The 26,826-nt window shown below is 64.6% G+C and carries 24 protein-coding genes and 1 riboswitch; of the genes, 16 read left to right on the forward strand and 8 right to left on the reverse strand.

From position 1 onward, the window contains the following. Window positions 1–768, forward strand: a complete 768-nt coding sequence (locus tag HNQ95_RS02440) for a cobalt-precorrin-6A reductase (protein WP_182573528.1) — start codon at window positions 1–3, stop codon at window positions 766–768. On the opposite strand, the gene HNQ95_RS02445 is transcribed toward HNQ95_RS02440, so the two are convergent. The 8 genes from HNQ95_RS02445 to HNQ95_RS02480 form a co-directional block, all read right to left on the reverse strand. Next, on the reverse strand, window positions 732–1,496 hold the full coding sequence (locus HNQ95_RS02445; RefSeq protein ID WP_182573480.1) for a precorrin-3B C(17)-methyltransferase: 765 nt from the start codon (window positions 1,494–1,496) through the stop codon (window positions 732–734). The two genes, HNQ95_RS02440 and HNQ95_RS02445, sit on opposite strands and share 37 nt — an antisense overlap. After that, on the reverse strand, window positions 1,493–2,245 hold the full coding sequence (locus HNQ95_RS02450; RefSeq protein ID WP_182573479.1) for a precorrin-2 C(20)-methyltransferase: 753 nt from the start codon (window positions 2,243–2,245) through the stop codon (window positions 1,493–1,495). The genes HNQ95_RS02445 and HNQ95_RS02450 overlap by 4 nt, the downstream gene beginning before the upstream one ends. Next, complete coding sequence (locus HNQ95_RS02455) at window positions 2,242–2,874, reverse strand: precorrin-8X methylmutase (protein WP_182573478.1); 633 nt, start codon at window positions 2,872–2,874, stop codon at window positions 2,242–2,244. Before HNQ95_RS02455 ends, HNQ95_RS02450 begins: the two co-directional genes overlap by 4 nt. Before the next feature lie 2 nt (window positions 2,875–2,876). Then, on the reverse strand, window positions 2,877–4,394 hold the full coding sequence (gene cobG, locus HNQ95_RS02460) for a precorrin-3B synthase (protein ID WP_182573477.1): 1,518 nt from the start codon (window positions 4,392–4,394) through the stop codon (window positions 2,877–2,879). Then, on the reverse strand, window positions 4,391–7,825 hold the full coding sequence (gene cobN, locus HNQ95_RS02465) for a cobaltochelatase subunit CobN (protein ID WP_182573476.1): 3,435 nt from the start codon (window positions 7,823–7,825) through the stop codon (window positions 4,391–4,393). Before cobN ends, cobG begins: the two co-directional genes overlap by 4 nt. 14 nt (window positions 7,826–7,839) lie before the next feature. Further along, the gene (gene cobW / locus HNQ95_RS02470; protein WP_067960695.1) at window positions 7,840–8,877 is read right to left on the reverse strand and encodes a cobalamin biosynthesis protein CobW; all 1,038 of its coding nucleotides are present in this window, start codon (window positions 8,875–8,877) and stop codon (window positions 7,840–7,842) included. Continuing rightward, window positions 8,874–9,308 (reverse strand): DUF1636 family protein, encoded by a 435-nt coding sequence (locus HNQ95_RS02475; protein ID WP_067966355.1) that lies wholly within the window; start codon window positions 9,306–9,308, stop codon window positions 8,874–8,876. The genes cobW and HNQ95_RS02475 overlap by 4 nt, the downstream gene beginning before the upstream one ends. Before the next feature lie 37 nt (window positions 9,309–9,345). After that, a riboswitch (cobalamin riboswitch) is annotated at window positions 9,346–9,548 on the reverse strand. Then, window positions 9,544–10,770, reverse strand: coding sequence for a winged helix-turn-helix domain-containing protein (locus HNQ95_RS02480; RefSeq protein WP_182573475.1), 1,227 nt, complete (start codon window positions 10,768–10,770; stop codon window positions 9,544–9,546). It overlaps the preceding riboswitch by 5 nt. Window positions 10,771–11,113: 343 nt before the next feature. Here HNQ95_RS02480 and HNQ95_RS02485 point away from each other — a divergent pair, with 343 nt between their 5' ends. The 15 genes from HNQ95_RS02485 (at window position 11,114) to nuoN (ending at window position 26,826) form a co-directional block, all read left to right on the forward strand. Then, on the forward strand, window positions 11,114–11,479 hold the full coding sequence (locus HNQ95_RS02485) for an NADH-quinone oxidoreductase subunit A (protein ID WP_067960700.1): 366 nt from the start codon (window positions 11,114–11,116) through the stop codon (window positions 11,477–11,479). Continuing rightward, entirely contained in the window at window positions 11,470–12,051 is a 582-nt protein-coding gene (locus HNQ95_RS02490) for a NuoB/complex I 20 kDa subunit family protein (protein WP_067960703.1), read from the forward strand. Before HNQ95_RS02485 ends, HNQ95_RS02490 begins: the two co-directional genes overlap by 10 nt. A 6-nt stretch (window positions 12,052–12,057) precedes the next feature. Continuing rightward, the gene (locus HNQ95_RS02495; protein ID WP_067960706.1) at window positions 12,058–12,663 is read left to right on the forward strand and encodes an NADH-quinone oxidoreductase subunit C; all 606 of its coding nucleotides are present in this window, start codon (window positions 12,058–12,060) and stop codon (window positions 12,661–12,663) included. Window positions 12,664–12,672: 9 nt separating this feature from the next. Beyond that, window positions 12,673–13,863 carry an NADH-quinone oxidoreductase subunit D gene (locus HNQ95_RS02500; protein ID WP_067960709.1) on the forward strand — a complete coding sequence of 397 codons (1,191 nt, stop codon included), beginning with the start codon at window positions 12,673–12,675 and terminating at the stop codon, window positions 13,861–13,863. Next, entirely contained in the window at window positions 13,864–14,988 is a 1,125-nt protein-coding gene (locus HNQ95_RS02505) for an NADH-quinone oxidoreductase subunit E (protein WP_182573474.1), read from the forward strand. A gap of 11 nt (window positions 14,989–14,999) precedes the next feature. Next, window positions 15,000–16,307 carry an NADH-quinone oxidoreductase subunit NuoF gene (gene nuoF, locus HNQ95_RS02510; protein ID WP_182573473.1) on the forward strand — a complete coding sequence of 436 codons (1,308 nt, stop codon included), beginning with the start codon at window positions 15,000–15,002 and terminating at the stop codon, window positions 16,305–16,307. 86 nt (window positions 16,308–16,393) lie between these two features. Continuing rightward, entirely contained in the window at window positions 16,394–17,095 is a 702-nt protein-coding gene (locus HNQ95_RS02515) for a helix-hairpin-helix domain-containing protein (RefSeq protein ID WP_246340548.1), read from the forward strand. 87 nt (window positions 17,096–17,182) lie between these two features. Further along, window positions 17,183–19,264: an NADH-quinone oxidoreductase subunit NuoG gene (nuoG, locus tag HNQ95_RS02520; protein WP_154383888.1), complete on the forward strand. Its 2,082-nt coding sequence runs from the start codon at window positions 17,183–17,185 to the stop codon at window positions 19,262–19,264. 8 nt (window positions 19,265–19,272) lie between these two features. Then, window positions 19,273–20,316: an NADH-quinone oxidoreductase subunit NuoH gene (gene nuoH, locus HNQ95_RS02525; protein ID WP_067960748.1), complete on the forward strand. Its 1,044-nt coding sequence runs from the start codon at window positions 19,273–19,275 to the stop codon at window positions 20,314–20,316. After that, window positions 20,316–20,807, forward strand: coding sequence for an NADH-quinone oxidoreductase subunit NuoI (gene nuoI, locus HNQ95_RS02530; protein WP_055970601.1), 492 nt, complete (start codon window positions 20,316–20,318; stop codon window positions 20,805–20,807). The genes nuoH and nuoI overlap by 1 nt, the downstream gene beginning before the upstream one ends. Before the next feature lie 129 nt (window positions 20,808–20,936). Beyond that, entirely contained in the window at window positions 20,937–21,557 is a 621-nt protein-coding gene (locus HNQ95_RS02535; protein ID WP_067960751.1) for an NADH-quinone oxidoreductase subunit J, read from the forward strand. 2 nt (window positions 21,558–21,559) lie between these two features. Then, on the forward strand, window positions 21,560–21,868 hold the full coding sequence (nuoK, locus tag HNQ95_RS02540; protein ID WP_067960754.1) for an NADH-quinone oxidoreductase subunit NuoK: 309 nt from the start codon (window positions 21,560–21,562) through the stop codon (window positions 21,866–21,868). A 10-nt stretch (window positions 21,869–21,878) separates the two neighbouring features. Then, the gene (gene nuoL / locus HNQ95_RS02545; protein ID WP_067966356.1) at window positions 21,879–23,867 is read left to right on the forward strand and encodes an NADH-quinone oxidoreductase subunit L; all 1,989 of its coding nucleotides are present in this window, start codon (window positions 21,879–21,881) and stop codon (window positions 23,865–23,867) included. Next, complete coding sequence (locus HNQ95_RS02550; protein ID WP_067960757.1) at window positions 23,867–25,372, forward strand: NADH-quinone oxidoreductase subunit M; 1,506 nt, start codon at window positions 23,867–23,869, stop codon at window positions 25,370–25,372. The genes nuoL and HNQ95_RS02550 overlap by 1 nt, the downstream gene beginning before the upstream one ends. 17 nt (window positions 25,373–25,389) lie before the next feature. Next, complete coding sequence (gene nuoN, locus HNQ95_RS02555; RefSeq protein ID WP_154383889.1) at window positions 25,390–26,826, forward strand: NADH-quinone oxidoreductase subunit NuoN; 1,437 nt, start codon at window positions 25,390–25,392, stop codon at window positions 26,824–26,826.

A 26,826-nucleotide genomic window follows, 5' to 3' on the forward strand; every position in this document is an offset into this window, starting at 1 on the left:
ATGACCCACCGTATTCTGATCCTGGGCGGAACCACCGAAGCGCGGCAGCTGGCGGCCAGGCTCGCCTCCCGTGGCGATCTCGACATCTTGCTTTCGCTGGCGGGCCGGACCGAAAACCCTGTCGAGCAGCCGGTGCCGGTACGAACCGGTGGCTTCGGCGGCGCGCAGGGGCTGGCCGATTGGCTGGCTGGGCACAAGACCGATCTCCTGATCGACGCCACGCATCCTTATGCGGCGCGCATCTCGGCCAATGCGGCGGAGGCGGCTCGGATATCGGGTGTGCCGATCTTCGCCCTGCGCCGTCCCGGCTGGGAGCCGGTCGAAGGTGACAGCTGGACGCTGGTGGAAGACGCCGAACAGGCTGTCGCCGCGCTGGGCCAGAGCTCGCGCCGCGTGTTCCTGGCGCTCGGTCGGCAGGAGGTCGCGGCCTTCGAGACAGCCCCCCAGCACGGCTATGTCATTCGCAGCGTCGATCCGATAGAGCCGCCGCTCGGCGTGGCCGACGCGACCTACATTCTGGCGCGCGGGCCGTTTCGCGAAGCGGATGAGCGGGCGTTGCTCGAGGCACACAGGATCGACGTCATCGTCGCCAAGAACAGCGGCGGGCAGGCGACCTACGGCAAGATCGCGGCAGCGCGGCAACTCGGCATCGAGGTGATCCTCTTCCGCCGGCCGCAGCTTCCCGAGGTGCCGTCCGCACCTGATGTCGCTGCCATGGCCGATCTTGTCGATCATTTCGCCGCTCCGGCGGAAAAACGCGGCGTGTAGACCAGCGGGGGCTTGCCGTCGCGTTCGATCAGGCGCGTCTCGGGCGAGCCGATGACGACGCAGGTCGCCATATCGGCCTTCGCCGCATCTGCTTCGCCAAGCGTGAAGATCTCGATGCGCTCGTCGGGCCGGCCGGCGGCGCGGCCGAAGATGACGGGCGTCGTGGCAGGCAGATGCTTGCGCAGGGTTTCCAACGCGCTGCCGAGCTGCCAGGGACGGGCCTTGCTGATGGGGTTGTAGAGTGAGATGACGAAGCCTGCCCGCGCGACGGCGACAAGCCGGCGCTCGATCAAATCCCATGGCTTGAGATTGTCCGACAGATTGATGGCGCAGAAATCGTGGCCGAGCGGTGCGCCGACGCGGGCTGCCACGGCCAGCATGGCGGTGACGCCTGGAACGACCGACAACTCGATGTCGCGCCATGCCCTCGGGCCGGCCTCGATGGCCTCGCAGACGGCGGCTGCCATGGCAAAGACGCCGGGGTCGCCCCCCGAGACAACAGCAACGTGGTGGCCGCTTGCCGCCATATCGAGGGCGGCGTTGGAGCGCGAGATCTCCTCGCGGTTGTCGGAGGCGACGCGGGTCTGGTCAGGGCGCAGCTCGATCCGGTCGAGATAGGGCTTGTAGCCGAAGAAATGGCTGGCTTCCGCGACCGCGCGGCTGGCTTCCGGCGTGATCTGGTCCGGATTGCCGGGGCCGAGGCCGATGACGACGAGGGAGCCGCTCAATTGTCCGCTCCCGGCTTGCCGGCCCAACCGGGCACCAGCACGATGGCGAAATAGGGCGCCTTGTCGTCTGTCTTGTCCATCAGCTTCATGTGTTGGGTGTTGGGCATGGTGCCGCGCTCGACATACAGCGCGCGGCCGAGCTTGCCGGTCGCGTCCAGCGCCTTGCGGATCTTCGGCAGGTTGCGGCCGACCTTCATGATGACCGCAGCGTCGGTATCGGCGAGGCGGCGGGTCAGCTCGAACTCGCTCATCGTGCCGGGCAGTACCGACAACACGTCGTCGCCCTGGACGATCGGCACGCCCGTCTGCGACCAGCAGCCGGACATGGCAGTGACGCCGGGGATGACCTCGGTCGGGTAGAGATGCGACAGGCGCACATGCAGATGCATGTAGGAGCCGTAGAACAGCGGGTCGCCCTCCGACAGGATCGCAACCATACGGCCCTGATCGAGATGGGCGGCTATCGCTTGCGCCGACGCCTCGTAGAAGCCCGTAATGGCAGCGCGGTAGTCGTCGTGATCCTTGTCGATCTCGATGGTGACCGGATAGATCAGCGGCAGCTCGATCACGTCGTCGCGGAAATGTGCATCGGTGATGGTGCGGGCGTTGCCATTGGCACCGCGCTTGGCGAAATGCGCGATCACGTCAGCCTCGGCCAGCGCGCGCACGGCCTTGAGCGTCAAAAGTTCGGGATCGCCGGGCCCGGTGCCGACGCCGATGAGGCGGCCCTTTGCAGCGGGAGCGCTCATACGCCGGGCCTCGCCAGCGAGTTGAGGGCAGCGGCCGTCATGGCGCTGCCGCCGAGGCGGCCGCGGACGATGGCGTAGGGCACGCCATAGGAATTCTCTGCCAGGGCGTCCTTGGATTCGGCCGCGCCGACGAAGCCGACCGGCATGCCGATGATGGCGGCAGGCTTGGGCGCGCCGTCGCGCAGTCTCTCGAGGAGGTAGAACAGGGCTGTCGGCGCGTTGCCGATGGCGACGACCGAGCCTGCGAGCCTGTCGACCCAGAGGTCGATCGCGGCGGCCGATCGGGTGTTGCCGATCTCCCTGGCGATATCTGATGTGCGCGGGTCGCGCAGTGTGCAGATCACTTCGTTGTCGGCGGGCAAACGGGCGCGGGTGACCCCGCGCGCCACCATTTCGGCGTCGCAGAAGATCGGCGCGCCGGCCTTCAGCGCACCGCGCGCAGCGGCGACGACGTTTTCAGAGAAGACGAAATGTTCGGCCGCCTCGACCAGGCCGCAGGCATGGATCATGCGCACAGCAACGTCGGCCTCGTCTTCGGAGAAGCGCTTGAGGTCCGCCTCCGAGCGGATGATGGCGAAGGAGCGTTCGTAGATGGCCGTGCCATCATGGATATAGTCGTAGGCGGCCATGTTCATTCCTGTGCCAGAGCTTGCGCGAGGCGCTTTGCGCCCAACCGTGCGAGGCAGGCGGCGGCATTTTCGTCCGGCTTGCGCTCTTGGGCGAGCAATTTCGTGAGGCGGCCCATGCCGCGCGCGGCTTCATATCCTGCGGTGTAGGCGGCCGGAAGGCCCTTCGCCGTTCCGCCGACGACAAATACAGCACCCTTTTCGTCACCAACGATGGTGAGCGTGGCCGGTCCCGGATGGGCGCAGCCCTTGGCGCAGCCGGAGACATGCAGCGACAGCGTCGGGTCGAGGCTTTCGCCGATCTCGTGGGCAATTTCGGCGGCGACGTCGCGCGCGGCGATCATGCCCGAAGCGCAGGCCGGCGCGCCGGGGCAGGCGGCGATGCGGATGCGGGGATCGGCGGGCGAGGTGACAAGGCTGAGGGATTGGGCGGTGGTGGTGAGCGTGGCGGCGGCGGAGCGGTCGAGGCCCATGACGAGCAGGGTCCGGCCGGGCGCCGGGCGAATGCCGGTGGCGCCCGCGGCTGTCGCCGCCTGGCAGAATCTGGCCAGAGTCGAGGCCTCGATGCTGCCGAAGGGCAGGGCGATGCCGAGGGCGATCCGGGCGCCTGTGAGCGGGAGGATTCCGATGGGCGATGAATCGGTTGCGGCGGAGTGCTCAGTTCTTGAGTCAGTTGGGTAGCGATCCTTCCCACCCCCCTCTGTCCTGCCGGACATCTCCCCCGCAAAGGGGGAGATCAGGCTGCCATCGCCGCCTCCGCCCATCGACGACGCTGCATGATCAGCGCTACCGGCGGAGCTGCCAATCTTCCTACCCGTGGGGGAGATGTCAGGCAGAACAGAGGGGGGCGTGAAGGAGCGAGACGTTTCATATGCTTCAACGACAGCTCTTATGATCTCCGGGCCAAGGTCACGCGCGCGGCCTTGCCGGCCGAGTGCCGCAATTGCCTGGAGAATGTCGAGCGTGACCGCGCATGCGGCGTCGGCATCGACTTCACCGACCAAACGCGCCGAACTCTCGTCGCCAGCAACCGACAAGCGCCAGCGCTCGGCATCCTTTGCCACCAGTCGGACGTCGCCGATGATTGCGCCGAGCCCGATCTGGCCACGCCCATCGACGACGACGGACACCTTCGGGCCGAGCCGCGTAGCAAGGTCGACCTCGGCTATGGCTGTCCGGATCGCCGCCGCCAGCGGTGTCGGATCGGCAGTCTCCTTCGGGTCCATGCCGGCGAGCGGGCTGGTGTCGACCGGCACGCCGGTGCGCACCGCGATGCCGAGCGCATCGACTTCTTCGGCCAGCAGACGCGCGCTCTCCGCCGTCAGCCCCCTGATCTGGATGCTGCCACGCGCAGTCACCTCGACGATGCCGTTGCCATGCCGCGCGGCGGATTCACAGAGTCCGATCAAGACGTTGGGCGCGATTTCTCCAGCAAGCGGGTTGAGCCGCACCAACAGGCCGTCGCCGGTCGACATCGGGGCCGAAAGGGCCGGACAAGCGCCGCGGCGGGAAAAGCCGGTCATGCCGCAACCTCGCGCGCTTCAGCCTCGGCGATGAGGGCAGCCAGATCGTCGTCGACGGAGTTGCGCAGCGGGTGCCACAAGCCGCGCCGACGGGCGGTGGCAAAACGCTCGGCGATGAATTTTGCTGCCGCCGGGTTTTCGCGCAGCATGAAGTCGCGCACGTCCTCGTTGCCGACATAGGCGTCGTGGACGGCCTCGATCAGCGCGGCCGGGATGGCGTTGGTGGTCTCGGCAAAACCGATCAGCCTGTCGACCGTCTCGGCGAATTCGGAAGCGCCGCGCGGGCCATGGCGCATCTGGCCGGCAATGAAGCGGGCATTGGTGGCGCGTGCCCTGACGACGCGGCCGACAGCCTCAGTGACCGAGCGCGGCCGCGGCTTCTGCGGATCCGAGGTGTCGAGCACGATGACGTCCGCGTGCCTGCCGAGGGCAGCGACCGCTGCTGCGAAGCCGCCGATGAAGGCGACGTCGGCGGAGCCTTCGAGAATGTCGCGGCCGGGGTCGTCGCCGGTGTGCACAAGCAGATCGGCCCCGGCGATGCGGTCGGCAAAGGCGCCCGGCGCGGAAACGCCTTCGCCGTCGCTGCCCCCGTAGGCGTGGGAGGCAGCATGGAGATATGCGCGGCCGAGGTCCTCGCGCGCCTGCCAGTCACCGCTGGAAAGCAGGTCCTCGAGGCCCGCCCCATAGGTGCCGGGGGAGGAACCGAAGATGCGTGGCTCGACCTTGCCCGCGGCGCGCGTGCTGGCGGCGAGCGGGTTGTCGTGGTCGTCTTCGTCGCGGGTGGCAACGGCGCGCGCGGCGGCGTCGATGAGCGCGATCTGGGTTGGGAACATGTCGCGAAACAGGCCTGATATACGCCAGGTGACATCGACGCGCGGGCGGCCGATCGCTGCCGGCGGCAGCACCTCGATGCCGGTGACGCGACCGGTGGCGGCGTCCCATTGCGGCCGACAGCCCATCAGCGCCAGGCCCTGGGCGATCTCCTCACCGCCGGTGCGCAAGGAAGCGCTGCCCCACAGGTCGATGACGAGCGCACGCGGCCATTCGCCATGGCTCTGCAGGTAGCTGCGCATGACCTCGTCGCTGGCTGCCTTGCCGAGGTCGAAGGCCGTCGGCGTCGGCATTGTGCGCGGGTCTGACGTGAACAGGTTGCGCCCCGTCGGCAGGACGTCGGTGCGGCCACGTGCCGGAGCGCCTGCTGGGCCGGCTTTGATATGGCGGCCGTCGAGCGCGGCGATCAGGTTTTTCCGCTCGGCTTCTGCGCTGGCAAGGCGCGCTGAGTCCGGCCCGTTCTCTTCGGCGCGGCCATAGATATGCAGGCCGTCCTTGATGGCGAAATCCTTGAGGTCGCAGAGCCAGGCGTCGATGCGGCGCAGCGCTTCGTCGGGCGCGTCGGTCCCGGCGACGCCGGCCTCGGCAGCAAGGCCGGTCTGCGACGCCGTTTCGACGATGAGCTTGGCCAGGCGGTCGCGGCGACGACGGTCGAGGCCGTCTGCCTGGGCGTATTCGTCGACCAGGCGCTCGAGCTTCTGCTGGTGTTCGTCCAGGCCGGCAGCGGCGAGCGGCGGCGGCAGGTGGCCAAGCGTGATCGCTGCGATGCGACGCTTGGCCTGAGCCGCCTCGCCGGGATTGGAGACGATGAAGGGATAGACCACCGGCAGGGAGCCGATGACGATTTCGGGAAAGCAATTCCGGCTCAGTGCCACCGCCTTGCCGGGCAGCCATTCGAGCGTGCCATGGGCGCCGACATGGACGATGGCGTGGATGCCGAGCGACTTCTGCAGCCAGAGGCCGAAGGCGAGCAGCGCGTGGCGCGGCGGCAGCGTCGGGTCGTGATAGTCGACGCGGCGATCGGCCGAACGGCCGCGGTCAGGGGCGAGGGCGACGGTGACGTTGCCGAAGGTGGCGGCGCGGAAGGCGAAGTGGGGCAACGTAGAGCGCGCACTTCCGCCTGTAGCCTCCGCTTCGGGATAGCCCCACGCCGCTTCGACAGCTTTCCTCGCCTCCTCAGGCAGATCTTCGGCAAGCGTGAGATAGTCTTCGAGCGCCAGCCCTTGCCCGCCAGCCTCGATCAGGTCGAGCAATGCGCGCGGCGATTGCGGAATCGATTCAACTGTGTAGCCGGCCTCCTTGAGGTCGTGCAGCATGGCGAGCACGCTTGATGGCACGTCGAGGCCGACGGCATAGCCAGTGCGACCGGGGGCGCTGGGATAGTCGGGGACGAGAATCGCCAGCTTGCGCTTTTCGGGCGGTGTCTGGCGCAGCCTGAGGTGGGCGGCGATGCGTCGGGCGACCTGCTCGACGCGATCGGACTCGGGCCGGTTGGCGAAGGCGCGGAAACCGAGGGCTGGGTCGACTTCGCTCTCCGCCTTGAACGAGATGGCGCCGGCGAGGATGCGACCGTCGAGCTCGGGCATCACCACATGCATGGCAAGATCGGCGGGCGCAAGGCCGCGCGGGCTGCCTTCCCAGGCCTCGCGGCGGGTGGTGGCGACGATGACCTGGAACACCGGCACGCGGGCGCGGTCGAACAGCGTTTCCGTGCCCGGTTCGGCGCCGGCGGCGAAGGCGGTTGCGGTGATGATTGCCGTGGGCGCGAGCTGGTCCAGGGCTGCTTCGACGAATGCTAGGGAGGCCTTATCCTTGAGGCTTGAGACGAAAATCGGGACGGGGCGGAGGCCCTGTGCTCTCAGTGCCTCGACCAACGCGTCGATAGGGGCGACGTCGGCGGCGAGCAGCATCGAACGGTAGAAGAGGATGGGGATGGCAGGAGAGCTGGAGATGGCGTGATCCTGCGCACCCCCCTCTGTCCTGCAGGACATCTGCGCAGAGGCGCTGGTCCATCCGGCAAAAGAGGCTTCTAAATCACAGACGATGCCCCGCGCCGGATCATAAAAACCCGCCTTCGGCACTGCGACGGGTGCCGCCATGGCATTCTTGCCACCCGCCAGTCCGGCCAGCCGCGCCACCAGCGCCTTCATGTTCTCCGGGCCGCCCTCGCGGAAATAGCCGAGCAGAGTGTCGAGTTCGGTGCGCGGCAGGGTCGAGGCCTCGATCAGCCTGAGATCCTCGTCGTGGCTTTCGCCCGGCAAGAGCGCCAGCGCGATGCCTTTTTCGCGCGCCATCGCGGCAAGCTGGTCGCAGCCGTAGCGCCACCAGTCGTGGCCGCCGAGAATGCGGACAAGGATGACCTTGGCGTGGCTGGCGACGCTGTCGATCCAGAGATCGACCGACATCGGATGGCGGAGGTCGCGCAGGCTTGCGAGCCGCATCGATGGCAAGTTGTCCGCATCCGCCTTCCAGGCGCCGGCGAGGCCGGCTAGATCGCTGTCGGTGAAGGACAGCGCCACCACATCCGCAGGCTTCTGCCTGAGGTCGACAGGCTCGATCAGGTCATCGAGCGAGGCGGAGGTGGTGGTGAGGATGTGCATCCCGGCTGTCCGGTTCAGCCGACCAGGATACGCTCGATGGCCGGGCGGTCGAGACCCTTGAGGCCGATCACGACCAGGCGCGAGCGGCGGTCGTCCTCTGCGGTCCAGGCACGGTCATAATAGTGGTTGACGCGCGGTCCGACGGCCTGCACGAGCAGCCGCATCGGCTTGCCGCCGACGTCGACGAAGCCCTTTACACGCAACACGTTCTCTTCTTCGGCGGCGGTGGCGACGCGTTTCGCCAGTTCGTCCGGGTTGGCGATCGACGGGATCTCGATGACGAAGGTATCGAAGTCGTCATGCTCGTGGTCGAACGCCCCGTCGTGATGGGTCTTGCGGTTTTCGATGTCGTCCTCGACGGCGAGGCCGAGGCCGAGCAGCACCGACGGATCGACCTTGCCATGCGCCGACGGCACGATCTTGACGGCGCGTGCCAGGTGCTCGCGCACGATGGCGGTGGCGCGGGCGTGGCCGGCTTCGTCGAGCAGGTCGCTCTTGGACAGGATGATGAGATCGGCGCAGGCGACCTGATCCTCGAACACTTCCTCGACCGGGTCGTCGTGGTCGAGCGAATCGTCCGCACTGCGCTGGGCGGCGAGCGCTTCCATGTCGGAGGCAACTTTACCTGCGGCCAGCGCAGGACCGTCGACCACGGCGATGACGCCGTCGACCGTCACGCGGCTCTTGACCGTTGGCCACTGGAAGGCCTGGACCAGCGGCTTGGGCAGCGCCAGGCCCGAGGTCTCGATCAGGATGTGGTCAACCCTCGGTGTAAGCGACAGGATTTGGTCGAGGGCAGGGACAAAGTCGTCGGCGACGGTGCAGCAGATGCAGCCATTGGCCAGTTCGACGATGTTTTCCTCCGGGCAGGTATCGACGCCGCAGCCCTTGAGAATCTCGCCGTCGATGCCGACATCGCCGAACTCGTTGACGATGATGGCGAGGCGCTTGCCCTTGGAGTTCTCGAGGATGTTGCGCAGCAGCGTGGTCTTGCCGGCGCCGAGAAAGCCGGTGACGACGGTGCAGGGAACGCGTTCGAGGGAGGCGGTCATGTATCTTCCTTGATGAGAGCAAGTGGTGGGATGCGCGCGACGAGGCCGCGCTTGAGGCTATCGGGACGGCCGCGCCAGGGGATCAGGCCGTCGGTCGAGGTGGCGAAGAGTCTTGCGCCGGCGACGAGATCGTCGCCCGACATGGTGTTGAGATCGCCGAAGACGTAGCTCCACGCGCCGTCGCGGATCAGGGCGGCGCTAAGGCGGCGCTTGCAGTTGCCCAGGCACTCGACGCTGCGCACGGCGATCTCGCCATTGGCGGCGAGGCGGGCGTGCTCGGCAAGCTGGGCGCCGGCGCGTGGATGGGCGTCGGACCCGGTTTCGTCGCGGCAGGATGAGCAGACGAGGATGGTCACGTCGCATGGGCGCGCGTCGGCTGCATCGCAGGATGCGTCGGCTGATGCGACCGGAAGGTTGTCGTCGAAATCCAAATCCAGGCTCCTTGCCCGGGGCACCCGCCAGGCGATCGGATCAATGTCTGCGACGGCAGGTCTCCTGGCTTGCGGATCGTCGCCTTCGCTCGCCTTCCCGGGAAAATCCCAGTGGTCTTCGAGCTTGGCTCTTCGCTCACAGTTGCGGGGACAGCCGCGGATTTGACGCCACCGGCGCGCACCGCATTCCCTCTTAGCCTTCGCCGTTGCGGGCGAAGGACCGTCTGTGGGCGATTTAGGCTTTCGCGAGGGGTGGAGTCAACGAGGCGGAGCGACCCGCAATGTCGCTCAGGCCGGGTCCGAGATCGCCCGCGGGCGTCACCTCGATGCTTTCGAGGCCGAGCCAGTCGCGCATCTGCTGGAGTTCTTCGTAAAGTTCGGCTGCGGTTTCCGGTGGCGCACAGGGCTCTGCATAGGCGGCGTGGACGCGCAGGATACCCGCCGGTCGGTCGGCCTTCAGGTCGATGCGGGCGACGATGCGCTCGCCCAGAAGGAAGGGCAGGACGTAGTAGCCGTACTGGCGCTTCTCAGCCGGGGTGTAGATTTCGATGCGGTAGCGGAAGTCGAACAATTGCTCGGCACGGGTGCGCTCGAAGACGAGCGGATCGAAGGGCGCAAGCAGGGCGCGTGCCTGGATCTTGCGCGGAATGCGCGCATCGGCGTGGAGATAGGCCTGCCGGTCCCAGCCTTCGACGCGGACGGGAATCAGTTCGCCGGTCTCGACCAGCTCTTCGAGCTGGCCTTTCATGTCGGCTGGCGACAGGCGGAAATAGTCGCGCAGGCAGATGCCGGTGGCGATGCCATGGGCGCGGGCGGAGATTCGCAAGAGATCGCGATGCGCATCCTCGGCCTGGGGAGCTGGACGGTCGTATATGCCGGCCGGGAGCACGCGCTCAGGCAGATCGTAGAGGCGTTCGAAGCCACGCCGCGAATGGGTGGTGATGCGGCCGGCCCAGAACAGCCATTCGAAGGCATGCTTTTCCTGGCTCCAGCCCCACCAGCCGCCGGAACCCTTGGCGCCCTCGATGTCGGAAGCGGCGATCGGACCGCGGTCGACCACCTGGCGAAAGATCTCTTCTATATAGGGCCTGTTGGCACGGCCGAACTTGGCAAGCCCGCCATACATCCCGTCCTCGGCCCGCGCCATGCGCCAGCGCAACAACGGAAAGGTCTCCAGCGGCAGCAGCGACGCTTCATGCGCCCAGTATTCGAACAGCATGCGCTTCTTTGGAGCCATGGCGTCGTCGAGCAGGGCCATGGGGTAGGAGCCTAGTCGCGAATAGAGCGGCATGTAGTGGGCGCGCACGACGGCGCTGACCGAGTCGATCTGCAGCAGGCCGGTGCGGTCGAGCACGCGCTGCAGGTGACGCCGCGTGATCGCGCCGGTGGGGCGCGGGTCGGCAAATCCCTGGGCCGCCAATGCGATGCGGCGGGCCGTGGCGAGTGAGAGTTTTTCCTTCATTGCGGCAAGCTATCGCAGTCTCTTGAGGAGTGACGCAAGGGCACGAGAATCGACCTTTGCTGCAAATGCTAGCAGAACTTGGGTTCCGGTCTTGTCAGGAGCGTAAACTTGAGTAAAAAACGAAGGAAATCAAAGGGGAGCCACACGCGCAGGATTTTGGGCCAGCAGCGTGCTTTGCCACGTTTTGGCCAAGGTTGGACTTGCTTCGACCGACCGGCTGCGCTAACCGTCGCCGCATTGCAGCACGACCGTTTCGTCCGGCTCGGCGAGAATCTGTCGCGCTTCCGGAAACGGACCCCGTGCTGTAAATCTGGGTGGATAGGCCACCAACGGAATTCGCAGCATGAACGCTCTCCTGAGTTCGTACCTGCCCATCGTCATTTTTATCGGTGTGGCGCTTATTGTCGGCATTGCGCTTATCGTGGCGCCTTTCCTTGTGGCCTACCGCAGTCCGGATCCGGAAAAGCTTTCAGCCTATGAGTGCGGCTTCAACTCGTTTGACGACGCCCGCATGAAGTTCGACATCCGCTTCTATCTGGTCTCCATCCTGTTCATCATCTTCGATCTCGAAGTGGCGTTCCTGTTCCCGTGGGCGGTGTCCTTCGGCGAGATCGGTATGCTCGGCTTCTGGTCGATGATGATCTTCCTGGCCGTGCTGACCATCGGCTTTGTCTATGAATGGAAAAAGGGAGCGCTGGAATGGGATTGAACGACGCCTCCGGCACCCTGATCGCGCCGAAGCCGAAAGGCATCATCGATCCGAACACCGGCAAGCCCATCGGTTCAGACGACGCCTTCTTCGGCGAGCTGAACAACGAATTGTCCGACAAGGGTTTCCTCGTCACCTCGTCCGAGGCGCTGATTACCTGGGCGCGTACCGGTTCGCTGATGTGGATGACCTTTGGTCTGGCCTGCTGCGCCGTCGAGATGATGCACATCTCGATGCCGCGTTATGACGCCGAGCGCTTCGGCATCGCGCCGCGCGCCTCACCGCGCCAGTCGGACGTGATGATCGTCGCCGGCACGCTGACCAACAAGATGGCGCCGGCGCTGCGGAAGGTCTACGACCAGATGCCGGAACCGCGCTACGTCATCTCGATGGGCTCGTGCGCCAATGGCGGCGGCTACTATCACTATTCCTATTCGGTGGTGCGCGGCTGCGATCGCGTCGTGCCCGTCGACATCTATGTGCCCGGCTGTCCTCCGACCGCCGAGGCACTTCTCTACGGCATCCTTCTTCTCCAGAAGAAGATCCGCCGCACCGGCACGATCGAGCGGTGATCCCAGATGAGTGAAGCCCTGAACGACCTTGCCGCGTACATTGCGGAAAAGCTCGATGCGGACATCGAAGAAAGCGTCGTCGCCTATGGCGAGCTGACGCTGACGGTGAAGGCCGCCGACATCGTCGACGTGATGACCTTCCTGCGCAGCGATGTGCAGTGCCAGTTCGTCTCCTTCATCGATGCTGCCGGTGTCGACTACCCGCAGCGTCGCAAGCGTTTCGATGTCGTCTATCATCTGATGTCGCCGCGCCAGAACCTGCGCATCCGCGTCAAGGTCGCCACCGACGAGGACACGCCGGTTCCGTCGATCACCTCGGTCTATCCGGGTGCCGACTGGTTCGAGCGCGAAGCCTATGACATGTACGGCATCCTGTTTTCGGGCCATCCCGACCTGCGTCGACTTTTGACCGACTACGGTTTCGAAGGTCACCCGCTGCGCAAGGACTTTCCGCTCACCGGCTTCGTCGAGGTTCGCTACGACGACGAGCAGAAGCGTGTCGTCTACGAGCCGGTCGAGCTCAAGCAGGAATTCCGCAATTTCGACTTTTTGTCTCCCTGGGAAGGCACCGAATACGTGCTGCCGGGTGACGAAAAAGCCAAGACGAATTGAGGCGCCGAAATGGCTGAAACCTCCGTCCGCAACTTCAACATCAATTTCGGCCCGCAGCATCCGGCGGCACACGGCGTGCTGCGGCTGGTGCTCGAGCTCGACGGCGAAGTCGTCGACCGCGTCGATCCGCATATCGGCCTTTTGCATCGCGGCACTGAAAAGCTGATTGAGCAGAAGACCTATCTGCAGGCCGTGCCCTATTTCGATCGCCTCGACTATGTCGCGCCGATGAACCAGGAGCATGCCTTTGCGCTCGCGGTCGAGCGCCTGCTCGGCCTCGAAGTGCCGAAGCGTGGCCAGATCATCCGCGTGCTCTATTCCGAGATCGGCCGCATCCTGTCGCACCTGCTCAACGTCACCACGCAGGCGATGGACGTCGGCGCGCTGACCCCACCGCTGTGGGGCTTCGAAGAGCGCGAAAAGCTGATGGTGTTTTATGAGCGCGCCTGCGGCGCGCGCATGCACGCGGCCTATTTCCGTCCGGGTGGTGTCCACCAGGACCTGCCGCAGAAGCTGGTCGAAGACATCGGCAAGTGGATCGATCCGTTCCTGCAGACCGTGCAGAATCTCGACGACCTTCTGACGCCGAACCGCATCTTCAAGCAGCGCAACGTCGACATCGGCGTGGTGTCGCTCGACGACGCATGGGCCTGGGGTTTCTCGGGCGTCATGGTGCGCGGTTCGGGCGCTGCCTGGGACCTGCGCAAGAGCCAGCCCTACGAATGCTATTCGGAGATGGAATTCGACATTCCGATCGGCAAGAACGGCGACTGCTACGACCGCTACCTGATCCGCATGGAAGAGATGCGCCAGTCGGCGAAGATCATGCGCCAGTGCGTCGATCTGCTGCTCGGCAAGGAAGCGACCGGTCCCGTGTCAAACGTGGACGGCAAGGTGGTTCCGCCGAAGCGCCAGGCGATGAAGCGTTCGATGGAATCGCTGATCCATCACTTCAAGCTCTACACCGAAGGCTATCGTGTGCCGGCTGGCGAGGTTTATGCAGCCGTCGAGGCGCCTAAGGGCGAATTCGGCGTCTTCCTGGTCTCCGACGGCACCAACAAGCCTTACCGCTGCAAGCTGCGCGCACCGGGCTTCGCCCATCTCCAGGCCATGGATTTCCTGTGCCGCGGCCACATGCTGGCGGATATCTCGGCCGTTCTCGGCTCCCTCGACATCGTGTTTGGTGAGGTCGACCGCTAAATGTCAGTTCGCCGTCTCGCAGAAGCCAGCGTCCAGCCAGCGTCATTCGCCTTCAACAAGGCGTTCACGGCGCAAGCCAAGACCTGGATCAAGAAGTATCCCAAGGGCCGCGAACAGTCGGCCGTCATCCCGCTGCTGATGCTGGCGCAGGAGCAGGACGGCTGGGTGACCAAGGCTGCCATCGAGCATGTCGCCGACATGCTTGCCATGCCTTATATCCGTGCGCTCGAAGTCGCGACCTTCTACACGCAGTTCCAGCTCAAGCCGGTCGGCACGCGCGCCCACATCCAGGTCTGCGGCACCACGCCCTGCATGTTGCGCGGCTCGGAAGAGCTGATGGACGTCTGCCGCTCGAAGATCCATCACGACCAGTTCCACACCAACGAGGCGGGAACACTGTCGTGGGAGGAAGTCGAGTGCCTTGGCGCCTGCGTCAACGCACCGATGGTCATGATCTTCAAGGACACCTACGAGGACCTGACGCCGGAACGCCTAGGCGAGATCATCGACCAGTTCGAGGCTGGCAAGGGCGCGCAGGTCAAGACCGGACCGCAGACCGGCCGCGTGTTTTCCGCCCCGCTGACAGGCTTGACCTCGCTGGCCGACGAGAAGGGCGTGCTCAAGACGACCCGCGACAAGGCTGCCAAGGCCGCGGCAAAGGCCGCCAAGGCCGCCGCCGTCGGAACGGCCGTTCCGCCGTCGAACGCCGCCAAGCCGAAGACCGACGCGATCGAGACCAGCCCGGCCGTCAAGTCGCCGTCGAAGGTCAAGGCAGCACCCGCAGCCGAGAAGGCAGCAAGTGTTGCAGCGCCCAAGGCAGCAGCTGCGGCCAAGCCGTCGCTCGAAGACAAGAACCGTCCGGCCGGCATCGCCAAGCCGGCTGCCGTCGACGACCTCAAGCTGATCTCGGGTGTCGGCCCGAAGATCGAGGGCACGTTGCACGAGCTCGGTATCTTCACCTTCGGCCAGGTCGCTTCCTGGAAGAAGGCCGAGCGCGATTGGGTCGACGGTTACCTGAATTTCAAGGGCCGCATCGAGCGTGACGACTGGGTCAAGCAGGCCAAGGCGCTCGCCAAGGGCGGTGTGGCCGAATACGTCCGCGTCTTCGGCAAGAAGCCGGTCTGAGGAGCAAGAGCATGCTTGAAGACAAGGATCGCATCTTCACCAACATCTACGGCCGCTTCGACCAGTCGCTGGCCGGCGCGATGTCGCGTGGCGCCTGGGATGGCACCGCCGGCATCATCGAGAAGGGCCGCGAGTGGATCATCAACGAGATGAAGGCGTCTGGCCTGCGCGGCCGCGGCGGCGCCGGCTTCCCGACGGGTCTCAAGTGGTCGTTCATGCCCAAGAGCAACCCGGATGGCCGTCCGTCCTACCTCGTCGTCAACGCTGACGAATCCGAGCCGGGCACCTGCAAGGACCGCGACATCCTGCGCCATGACCCGCACACGCTGGTCGAGGGCTGCCTGCTTGCCGGTTACGCCATGGGGGCGGTTGCCGCCTATATCTACGTCCGCGGCGAGTTCATCCGCGAGCGCGAAGCGCTGCAGCGCGCCATCGACGAGGCCTATGACGCCAAGCTGATCGGCAAGAACAACAAGAACGGCTACGACTTCGAGATCTATGTCCATCACGGTGCCGGCGCCTATATCTGTGGCGAAGAAACCGCGCTGCTGGAAAGCCTCGAGGGCAAGAAGGGCCAGCCGCGCCTGAAGCCGCCGTTCCCGGCAAATGTCGGCCTCTATGGTTGCCCGACGACGGTCAACAACGTCGAGTCGATCGCCGTCGCGCCGACCATCCTGCGCCGTGGTGCGGCCTGGTTCTCCGGCATCGGCCGCCCGAACAATGTCGGCACCAAGCTGTTCATGCTGGTCGGTCACGTCAACACACCCTGCACGGTCGAAGAGGCCATGGGCATCAGCTTCCGCGAGCTGGTCGAAAAGCACGGTGGCGGCATCCGCGGCGGCTGGGACAATTTGCTTGCCGTCATTCCTGGCGGCGCGTCCTGCCCATTGGTCAAGGCCGAGGACATCATCGACTGCCCGATGGATTTCGACGGCCTGCGCGAGCGCAAGTCGTCCTTCGGCACGGCTGCCGTGATCGTCATGGACAAGTCGACCGATGTCGTGAAGGCGATCGCGCGTCTCAGCTACTTCTTCAAGCATGAGAGCTGCGGTCAGTGCACGCCGTGCCGCGAAGGCACGGGCTGGATGTGGCGCGTCATGGAGCGCCTGGTGCGCGGCGAAGCGCACAAGCGCGAGATCGACATGCTGCTCGACGTCACCAAGCAGATTGAAGGTCACACGATCTGTGCGCTGGGTGATGCGGCGGCATGGCCGATCCAGGGCCTGATCCGCAACTTCCGCCCGGAAATCGAGCGGCGCATCGACGAGTTCTCGCGCAATGCGCACCGCAGCGAGCCGGTGTTGGTGGCGGCTGAGTAAGGGTTAAGTCAGAAAGTGCGGGCCAAAGGTCCGAAACAGGAAACGACGAGGCAGAGGCGAACGGCGAAGGCGACAAGGAGCTATCAATGTCGACATTTCCCTTTCCCAAGAATGCAGTGCCTGAAATGGAACGTTTGGAGCAGATGAACAGGGACTTCGTGGCGATGCTGCCCAAGGAGTTTGCCGGATCGGCGAACCTCATGGTGCATCCCGCCGCAGGTTTCGCCGCTGCTTCGGCTCTCGGCGTTGGTCTCGCCAGTCACGCCATGGGCGTCTGGATGGGAGCCGTGTCGGGCGCATCGGAAGTCGCGCAACGCCTGCTGTCGCCCTTTGCCGACTATGCCGGCGACGTGGCGAGCTTCGCGCCCACGGGTACGAAGGTCGTCAGGCGCGGGGACGATGAAACGGCGTCGCTGATCGCCGAGGTCAAGACCCTGGCGCGCAAGCTGGAGCAGGCCGAGGCGAAGCCTGCGGTTGGCGCCACGGTCGAACCGGCGGTCATCGAGACCGCTGTCTTTGAAGAAGCTCCGGTGGGGCTTCAGCCTGAGGATTTCAGGCAGCCTGCATCGATCGAAAGGCCTGAGACGCCTGACGATCTCAAGGCCATTTCGGGCATCGGCCCGAAGCTGGAGCAGGTGCTGAATGGTCTCGGTATCTGGACCTATGGCCAGATCGCCGGCTGGACGGCGGAAGAGGTGGCCTGGGCCGACGACTATCTCGGCTTCAAGGGTCGGATCGGTCGTGATGATTGGATAGGGCAGGCGGCAACGCTTGCCGGCGGCAACTGAGCCGCTTGAATTGTGGATTTCGGGGCGCAGCGCTGGCCGCGCCCCTTGCAGGACGGAATGCGGATCATCCGCGGGATTTGAGGCGCTATGGCAAAGCTTAAGGTCGACGGGAAAGAGATTTCGGTACCCGACCACTATACGCTGCTGCAGGCGGCGGAAGAGGCGGGCGCGGAAGTGCCGCGCTTCTGCTTCCATGAGCGGCTGTCGATCGCCGGCAACTGCCGCATGTGCCTTGTCGAGGTGAAGGGCGGACCGCCCAAGCCGGCGGCATCCTGCGCCATGGGCGTGCGCGACCTGCGTCCCGGGCCGAACGGCGAGACGCCCGAAATCTTCACCAACACGCCGATGGTCAAGAAGGCCCGCGAAGGCGTGATGGAATTCCTGCTGATCAACCATCCGCTCGATTGCCCGATCTGCGACCAGGGCGGCGAATGCGATCTGCAGGACCAGGCGATGGCCTTCGGCCTCGACGGCTCCCGCTACAACGAAAGCAAGCGTGCGGTCGAAGACAAGTACATCGGCCCGCTGGTCAAGACGATCATGACGCGCTGCATCCACTGCACGCGCTGCGTCCGCTTCACCACCGAAGTTGCCGGCATCTCCGAGCTCGGCCTGATCGGCCGTGGCGAGGACGCCGAGATCACCACCTATCTCGAGCAGGCGATGACCTCCGAGCTGCAGGGCAACGTCATCGACCTGTGCCCGGTCGGCGCGCTGACCTCCAAGCCCTACGCCTTCCAGGCACGTCCGTGGGAGCTGACCAAGACTGAATCCATCGACGTGATGGACGCCGTCGGCTCGGCCATCCGCGTCGACACGCGTGGCCGCGAAGTGATGCGCATCATGCCACGCATCAACGAGCAGGTGAACGAGGAGTGGATCTCCGACAAGACCCGCTTCATCTGGGACGGCCTGCGCACGCAGCGCCTCGACCGGCCTTACGTCCGCAAGGGTGGCAAGCTCGCTCCGGCGAGCTGGCCAGAGGCGTTCACGGCGATCAAGGATGCCGTCGCCAAGACCTCGGCCGAGCGCATCGGCGCGATCGCCGGCGATCTGGCGACCGTCGAGGAAATGTATGCACTCAAGCAGCTGATCGCCTCGCTCGGCTCGAAGAACATCGACTGCCGCCAGGATGGTGCAGCGCTCGATCCGTCGCTCGGCCGCGCCAGCTATATCTTCAACCCGACCATCGAAGGCATCGAGCAGGCCGACGCCATCCTGATCATCGGCGCCAACCCGCGCTTCGAGGCTTCGGTACTCAATGCACGTATCCGCAAGCATTGGCGTGCAGCCAATGTGCCGGTCGGCGTCATCGGCGAGATCGGCGACACCCGCTACGACTACGAACAGCTCGGCTCAGGCCCGGATACGCTCAAGGATCTGGCCGAAGGCAATGGCAAGTTCTTCTCGGTGCTGAAGAAGGCCTCGCACCCGCTGATCATCGTTGGCCAGGGCGCAATTGCGCGCTCCGATGGTGCTGCCGTGCTCGGCCAGGCGGCGAAGCTCGCGACTGCTGTCAAGGCGAGCCGCCCGGACTGGAACGGCTTTGCCGTGCTGCATACCGCAGCTGCCCGCGTTGGCGGCCTCGACGTCGGCTTCGTGCCGGGCGAGGGCGGCAAGAACGTCGCCGGCATGCTCAGCGACAGCGACGTGCTGTTCCTGCTCGGCGCCGACGAACTCGAGCTGGCCAAGGCAGCGAACGCATTCGTGGTCTACATCGGCACCCATGGCGATACCGGTGCGCACCGCGCCGACGTCATCCTGCCGGCTGCCGCCTACACCGAAAAGTCGGGCACCTATGTCAACACCGAAGGCCGCGTGCAGCAGACCAGCCGTGCCGGCTTCGCGCCGGGCGAGGCCAAGGAAGACTGGGCGATCCTGCGCGCGCTGTCCGACGTGCTTGGCCACAAGCTGCCCTTCGATTCGCTGCAGCAGCTGCGTGCCAAGCTGTATCAGGAATTCCCGCACCTGCGCCGCATCGACGAGATCGACGCCGGCGACAACGACGACATTGCCAAGGTCGCCAAGCTTGGTGGCCGGCTGAACAAGGGCGCCTTCACCTCGGCGGTGAAGGACTTCTACCTCACCAACCCGATCGCTCGCGCGTCAGCGGTGATGGCCGAATGTTCGGCATTGGCCAAGAACGGCTTCAAGCAGGCGGCGGAGTAAAGGCTGTCATGGATACCTTTTTCTCCTTCTACGTCCTGCCGGCGTTGATCATCCTCTTGAAGTCGGTCGTCCTGATCGTCGTCCTGCTGATCTTCGTCGCCTACATCCTCTATGCCGACCGCAAGATCTGGGCCGCCGTCCAGCTGCGCCGCGGCCCGAACGTCGTCGGCCCCTGGGGCCTGCTGCAGGCCTTCGCCGATCTTTTGAAGTTCGTCTTCAAAGAGCCGATCATCCCGTCGGGCTCCAACAAGGGCGTGTTCCTGCTCGCGCCCGTCGTCTCGGCGGTGCTGGCGATCTCGGCCTGGGCGGTGATCCCGGTCAGCGAAGGCTGGGCGATCGCCAACGTCAATGTCGGCATCCTCTATGTCTTCGCCATCTCCTCGCTCGAGGTCTATGGCGTGATCATGGGCGGCTGGGCCTCGAACTCGAAATATCCGTTCCTCGGCGCGCTGCGTTCGGCGGCGCAGATGGTGTCCTACGAAGTCTCGATCGGCTTCGTCATCGTCTGCGTGCTGCTCACCGTCGGCTCGCTGAATCTCACCGACATCGTCCTGTCGCAGGGCGACGGCATCGGCACGCGCCTTGGCCTGCCGAATACCTTCCTCGACTGGAACTGGCTCGTCCTGTTCCCGATGTTCGTGATCTTCTTCATCTCGGCGCTGGCCGAGACCAACCGTCCGCCCTTCGATCTGGTCGAAGCCGAGTCGGAACTCGTCGCCGGTCACATGATCGAATATTCGTCGACGCCGTTCCTGCTGTTCTTCCTCGGCGAGTATGTCGCAATCGTGCTGATGTGCGCGCTGACGACGATCCTGTTCCTCGGCGGATGGCTGCCGCCGTTCGACTTCGCACCCTTCACCTGGGTTCCCGGCGTGATCTGGTTCGTGCTCAAGGTCTGCATGGTGTTCTTCATGTTCGCCATGGTGAAGTCCTTCGTGCCGCGCTACCGCTACGACCAGCTGATGCGCCTGGGTTGGAAGGTGTTCCTGCCGATCTCGCTGGCGATGGTCGTCATCACCGCCGCCGTCCTCAAGCTTACCGGAGCTGCATGATGTCCGCTCTCGCACAAGCCGCCAAATCGCTGCTGCTGCAGGACTTCGTCGGCGCCTTCTTCCTGTCGATGCGCCAGTTCTTCGCGCCCAAGGCGACGCTGAACTATCCGCATGAAAAGGGCCCGGTCAGCCCGCGCTTCCGTGGCGAGCATGCGCTGCGCCGCTATCCCAACGGCGAAGAGCGCTGCATCGCCTGCAAGCTGTGCGAGGCGATCTGCCCGGCACAGGCGATCACCATCGAAGCCGGCCCGCGCCGCAACGACGGCACCCGCCGCACGGTGCGTTACGACATCGACATGGTGAAGTGCATCTATTGCGGCTTCTGCCAGGAAGCCTGCCCGGTCGACGCCATCGTCGAGGGGCCGAACTTCGAATTCGCGACGGAAACGCGCGAGGAGCTGTACTACGACAAGGACAAGCTGCTTGCGAATGGCGACCGGTGGGAGCGCGAAATCGCGCGCAACATCGCTATGGATTCGCCGTATCGCTGATGCCTGAACAATGGACGGGCCCAATCGGCTCGTCTAAGGAACGCGCGGCCTGCTTCGGAGGCGGAGCGAGGACGTGAACAGGGCAGGGCGCACAAGGCGCGCCGCCCGAAAGGAAACCCGGGGGAACCCATGCTCAACGGACTTGAAGCGGTATTTTTCTACCTCTTCGCCTTCATCGCGGTGGCGTCGGCCTTCATGGTCATTTCGGCGCGCAACCCGGTTCACTCGGTGCTCTACCTGATCCTGACGTTCTTCAACGCGGCGGGCCTGTTCCTTTTGACCGGCGCCGAGTTCCTGGCGATGATCCTGCTCGTCGTTTATGTCGGCGCGGTGGCGGTGCTGTTCCTGTTCGTCGTCATGATGCTCGACGTCGACTTCGCCGAGCTGAAATCGGGCGCGCTGCAATATGCGCCGATCGGCGCGCTTGTCGGCCTGATCCTCGCTGCCGAACTGATCGTTGTCACCGGCGGCTACGCCTTCGCGCCGAAACTGGCGACAGCCGTTGCGCAGCCGACGCCCGATATCGCGACGCGCCACAACACGGCAGCGCTCGGCGACATTCTGTACACAGACTACATCTATTTCTTCCAGATCGCCGGCCTCGTGCTTTTGGTCGCCATGATCGGCGCCATCGTGCTGACGCTGCGCCACAAGCCGAACGTCAAGCGCCAGGACATCTCGGCCCAGGTCGCCCGTACCCCGGCGACCGCGATCGAGGTCAAGAAGGTCGAGACAGGCAAGGGAATCTGACCATGGTTGTCGGCATCGCTCATTATCTGACGCTTTCGGCGGTCCTGTTCACGCTCGGCGTGTTCGGTATCTTCCTGAACCGCAAGAACGTCATCGTCATCCTGATGTCGGTCGAGCTGATCCTGCTCGCGGTCAATATCAACTTCGTGGCGTTCTCGGCCCAGCTCGGCGATCTCGTCGGCCAGGTGTTCGCGCTGTTCGTGCTCACGGTTGCCGCCGCCGAAGCGGCGATCGGACTTGCAATCCTCGTCGTCTTCTTCCGCAACCGCGGCTCCATCGCGGTCGAAGACGTGAACATGATGAAGGGCTGATCGGCCAATGATGTACCACTTCATCGTTTTCCTTCCGCTTCTCGGCTTCCTGATCGCCGGCCTGCTCGGCCGTTCGATCGGCGCGAAAGCGTCCGAATACGTCACCTCAGGCTTCCTGGTGATATCGGCGGTCCTGTCCTGGATCGCCTTCGTGACAGTGGCCCTGGGCGACGTCGAAGCCTTCACCGTGCCGGTACTGCGTTTCCTGGACGTCGGCGGACTGCAGGCCGACTGGGCTCTGCGCATCGATACGCTGACCGCCGTCATGCTGGTGGTGGTCAACACGGTGTCGGCGCTGGTCCACATCTACTCGATCGGCTACATGCACCACGATCCGCATCGGCCGCGCTTCTTTGCCTATCTGTCGCTGTTCACCTTCGCCATGCTGATGCTGGTGACGTCTGACAACCTCGTCCAGATGTTTTTTGGCTGGGAAGGGGTGGGCCTTGCGTCCTACCTGCTGATCGGTTTCTGGTACAAGAAGCCGTCGGCGAACGCTGCCGCGATCAAGGCCTTCGTTGTCAACCGCGTCGGCGACTTCGGCTTCCTGCTCGGCATTTTTGGCCTCTACGTCCTGTTCGGCTCGGTCGAATTCAGCACCATCTTTGCCAGCGCTGCCTCCTACCTGCCGGCTGAAGGCGCCGCCGAACACGGTGGCACCGTGCTGAACTTCCTCGGCTACGCGCTGGACAAGCATAGTGCATTGACCATCGTCTGCCTGCTGCTGTTCATGGGCGCCATGGGCAAGTCGGCGCAGGTGCCGCTGCACACCTGGCTGCCCGACGCCATGGAAGGCCCGACGCCTGTGTCGGCACTGATCCACGCGGCGACCATGGTCACCGCCGGTGTGTTCATGCTGGCGCGTCTGTCGCCGGTCTTCGAACTGTCGCACACCGCGCTCACCGTCGTCACCTTCATCGGCGCGATCACGGCGATCTTCGCGGCAACCGTTGGCCTGGTGCAAAACGACATCAAGCGCGTCATCGCCTATTCGACCTGCTCGCAGCTCGGCTACATGTTCGTTGCGCTCGGCATGGGCTTCTACTCGGCGGCGATCTTCCACCTGTTCACGCATGCCTTCTTCAAGGCGCTGCTGTTCCTGGGATCGGGCTCGGTGATCCATGCCGTCTCCGACGAGCAGGACATGCGCAAGATGGGCGGCCTCCGCAAGCTGATCCCGACCACCTACTGGATGATGGTCATCGGCACGCTGGCGCTGACCGGCGTCGGCATCCCGGCGACGATCATCGGCACGGCAGGCTTCTTCTCCAAGGATGCCATCATCGAAGGCGCATTCGTCGGCCACAATGCGGTCGCGGGCTTCGCTTTCGCCATGCTGGTTATCGCTGCCTGCTTCACCAGCTTCTACTCGTGGCGCCTGATTTTCATGACCTTCCACGGCAAGCCGCGCGCCACCGCCGACGTCATGCACCATGTGCATGAATCGCCGCCGGTCATGTTGGTGCCGCTGTTTGTCCTGGCTGTCGGTGCGCTGTTGGCGGGCGTCGTCTTCCACGACCAGTTTATCGGCGAAGCCTACAACGAGTTCTGGAAGGGCGCGCTGTTCACGCTCGACACCAACCACATCCTGCACGATTTCCACGGCGTGCCGATGTGGGTGAAGCTGGCACCGTTCGCGGCGATGATCGGCGGGTTCGCCATGGCCTACCTGTTCTACATCCGGTCGCCGGAGATGCCGAAGGTCCTGGCCGAACGCCATCGCGGGCTCTACGCCTTCCTGCTCAACAAGTGGTACTTCGACGAGCTGTACGACTTCCTGTTCGTGCGCCCGGCCAAGTGGCTCGGCAGCTTCCTCTGGAAGAAGGGCGACGGCTGGTTGATCGACGGCTTCGGTGCCGACGGCATCTCGGCGCGCGTCGTTGACGTTACCAACCGCGTCGTCAAGCTGCAGACCGGTTACCTCTATCACTACGCATTCGCCATGCTGATCGGCGTGGCGGCCCTCGTTACCTGGATGATGCTCGGGAGCTCCTTCTGATGTCTGGCGTTCCCATTCTATCGCTGGTCACCTTTCTGCCGCTGGTCGGCGCGCTCCTGATCCTGCTGATCAGGGACGATGGTGACGCTGCGCGCCGCAATATCCGCAACGTCGCGCTTCTGACGACGGTGTTCACCTTCGCGGTGTCGTTGCTGATCTGGATCTATTTCGACAATGCGGAAGCTGGTTTCCAGTTCGTCGAGAAGGCCGCCTGGCTCGACTCCGGCATCTCTTACCACATGGGCGTGGACGGCATTTCGATGCTGTTCGTCATCCTGACGACCTTCCTGATGCCACTGTGCATCCTGGCGAGCTGGGAGTCGGTGGAGAAGCGCGTCAAGGAATACATGATTGCGTTCCTGATCCTGGAAACGCTGATGATTGGCGTGTTCTGCGCACTGGATATCGTGCTGTTCTACGTCTTCTTCGAAGCTGGCCTGATCCCGATGTTCATCATCATCGGCGTCTGGGGCGGCAAGCGCCGCGTCTATGCCAGCTTCAAGTTCTTCCTGTTCACGCTGCTCGGCTCGGTGCTGATGCTGCTGGCCGTCATGGCGATGTTCTGGCAGGCCGGTACGACCGACATTCCGACGCTGCTGGCATATGACTTCCCGGCCAATATGCAGACATGGCTGTGGCTGGCGTTCTTTGCCTCGTTCGCGGTGAAGATGCCGATGTGGCCGGTTCATACCTGGCTGCCGGATGCGCACGTCGAGGCGCCGACGGCCGGCTCGGTCATCCTGGCGGGCATCCTCTTGAAGATGGGCGGTTACGGCTTCCTGCGTTTCTCGCTGCCGATGTTCCCGCTGGCTTCCGAATTCTTCGCCCCGCTGGTGTTTGCTATGTCGGCAATCGCCATCGTCTACACCTCGCTGGTGGCGCTGATGCAGGAAGACATCAAGAAGCTGATCGCCTACTCGTCGGTCGCCCACATGGGCTACGTCACCATGGGCATCTTCGCGATGAACGAAGCCGGCGTTCAGGGCGCTATCTTCCAGATGCTCAGCCACGGCCTCGTCTCGGGCGCGCTGTTCCTCTGCGTCGGCGTCGTCTACGACCGCATGCATACCCGCGAGATCGCGGCCTATGGCGGCCTGGTCAACAACATGCCGAAATACGCTGTGGCCTTCCTGATCTTCACCATGGCCAATGTCGGCCTGCCCGGCACTTCCGGCTTCGTCGGCGAGTTTCTGACGCTGTTCGGTGTCTTCCAGGTCAACACCTGGGTGGCGCTGATTGCGGCAACCGGTGTGATCCTGTCGGCAGCCTATGCGCTGTGGCTCTACCGCCGCGTCGTGTTCGGCGCGCTGACCAAGGAAAGCCTGAAGGGTCTGTTCGACCTGTCGGGTCGCGAGAAGGTGGTGCTCTATCCGCTGATCATCCTGGTCATCTTCTACGGCGTCTATCCGGCGCCGGTGTTCGACGCCACGACCGCTTCGGTCAAGGCGCTGATCAACAACGTAACCGTATCGATCGACGCCGCGCAGACCGCGGCGGCGAACTGACAGGGGTTTTGCGAACCATGACGCCCGAACTCCTTTCGAGCCTCTCGCTCTCCGCACCGGAGCTGATCATCGCCCTGGGCGCGCTGGCGCTTCTGATGATCGGCGTGTTCTCCGGCGAGCGCGCCAACTCGACCGTGACCGGCCTTGCCGTCGCCCTGCTGGTGGCGGCCGGCGCCTGGATGCTGGTGTTCGGCCATGACGGCTCGGGCTACGGCACGGCCTTCGTTTCCGATGCCTTCGCACGCTTCATGAAATTCCTGACACTGCTGGGTGCCGCGGTGACGCTGATCATGTCGGTTGGTTTCGCCAAGGCCGAGAAGTTCGACAAGTTCGAGTTCCCGGTGCTGGTGCTGCTGGCGACGCTCGGCATGCTCTTGATGATCTCGGCCAACGACATGCTGGCGCTCTATCTCGGCCTCGAGCTGCAGTCGCTGGCGCTCTACGTCATTGCCGCGATCAACCGCGACAACGTGCGATCGACCGAAGCTGGCCTCAAGTACTTCGTCCTCGGCGCGCTGTCTTCGGGCATGCTGCTCTACGGCATCAGCCTCGTCTACGGCTACACCGGTCACACCTCGTTCGAGGCGATTGCCGCGGCCCTGACCGGTGGCGAGCGCCAGCTCGGCCTGGTCTTCGGCCTGGTCTTCGTGCTTGCCGGCCTGTGCTTCAAGATCTCGGCGGTGCCGTTCCACATGTGGACACCCGACGTCTATGAAGGCGCGCCGACGCCGGTCACGGCATTCTTCGCCGCTGCTCCGAAGATGGCGGCGATGGCGCTGATCGTGCGTGTCACCATGGGCGCGTTCGAGCCGATCGGTACCGACTGGCAGCAGATTATCGTCTTCGTCTCGATCGCCTCGATGGCGCTCGGCGCCTTCGCCGCGATCGGCCAGAAGAACATCAAGCGCCTGATGGCCTATTCGTCGATCGGCCACATGGGCTACGCGCTTGTCGGCCTTGCCGCCAACAGTGAAGCCGGCGTGCGCGGCGTGGTCATCTACATGCTGATCTACCTGGTGATGACGCTCGGCACCTTCGCCTTCATCCTCGCCATGCGACGCAAGGACGGCAATGTCGAGCAGATCTCAGATCTCGCAGGCCTTTCGTCGACCAATCCTGTCATGGCGACGATCCTGACCATCCTGATGTTCTCGCTGGCCGGCATCCCGCCGCTCGCGGGCTTCTGGGGGAAGTGGTACGTCTTCCTCGCCGCGATCAACGCCAATCTCTACGCGCTGGCGGTCATCGGCGTGCTGGCTTCGGTGGTCGGTGCGTTCTACTATCTGCGCATCATCAAGATCATGTGGTTCGATGAGCCGGTTGGCGGTTTCCAGCCGATGGCGGGCGAGCTTCGGCTCGTGCTCGGCCTGTCGGGTGCGTTCGTTCTGTTCTACGTGCTGATCGGCGGCCCGATCGGGCAGATGGCGGAAGCTGCTGCCAAGACCTTCTTCTGA

Source organism: Aminobacter ciceronei (assembly GCF_014138625.1).
Lineage (GTDB): Bacteria > Pseudomonadota > Alphaproteobacteria > Rhizobiales > Rhizobiaceae > Aminobacter > Aminobacter ciceronei.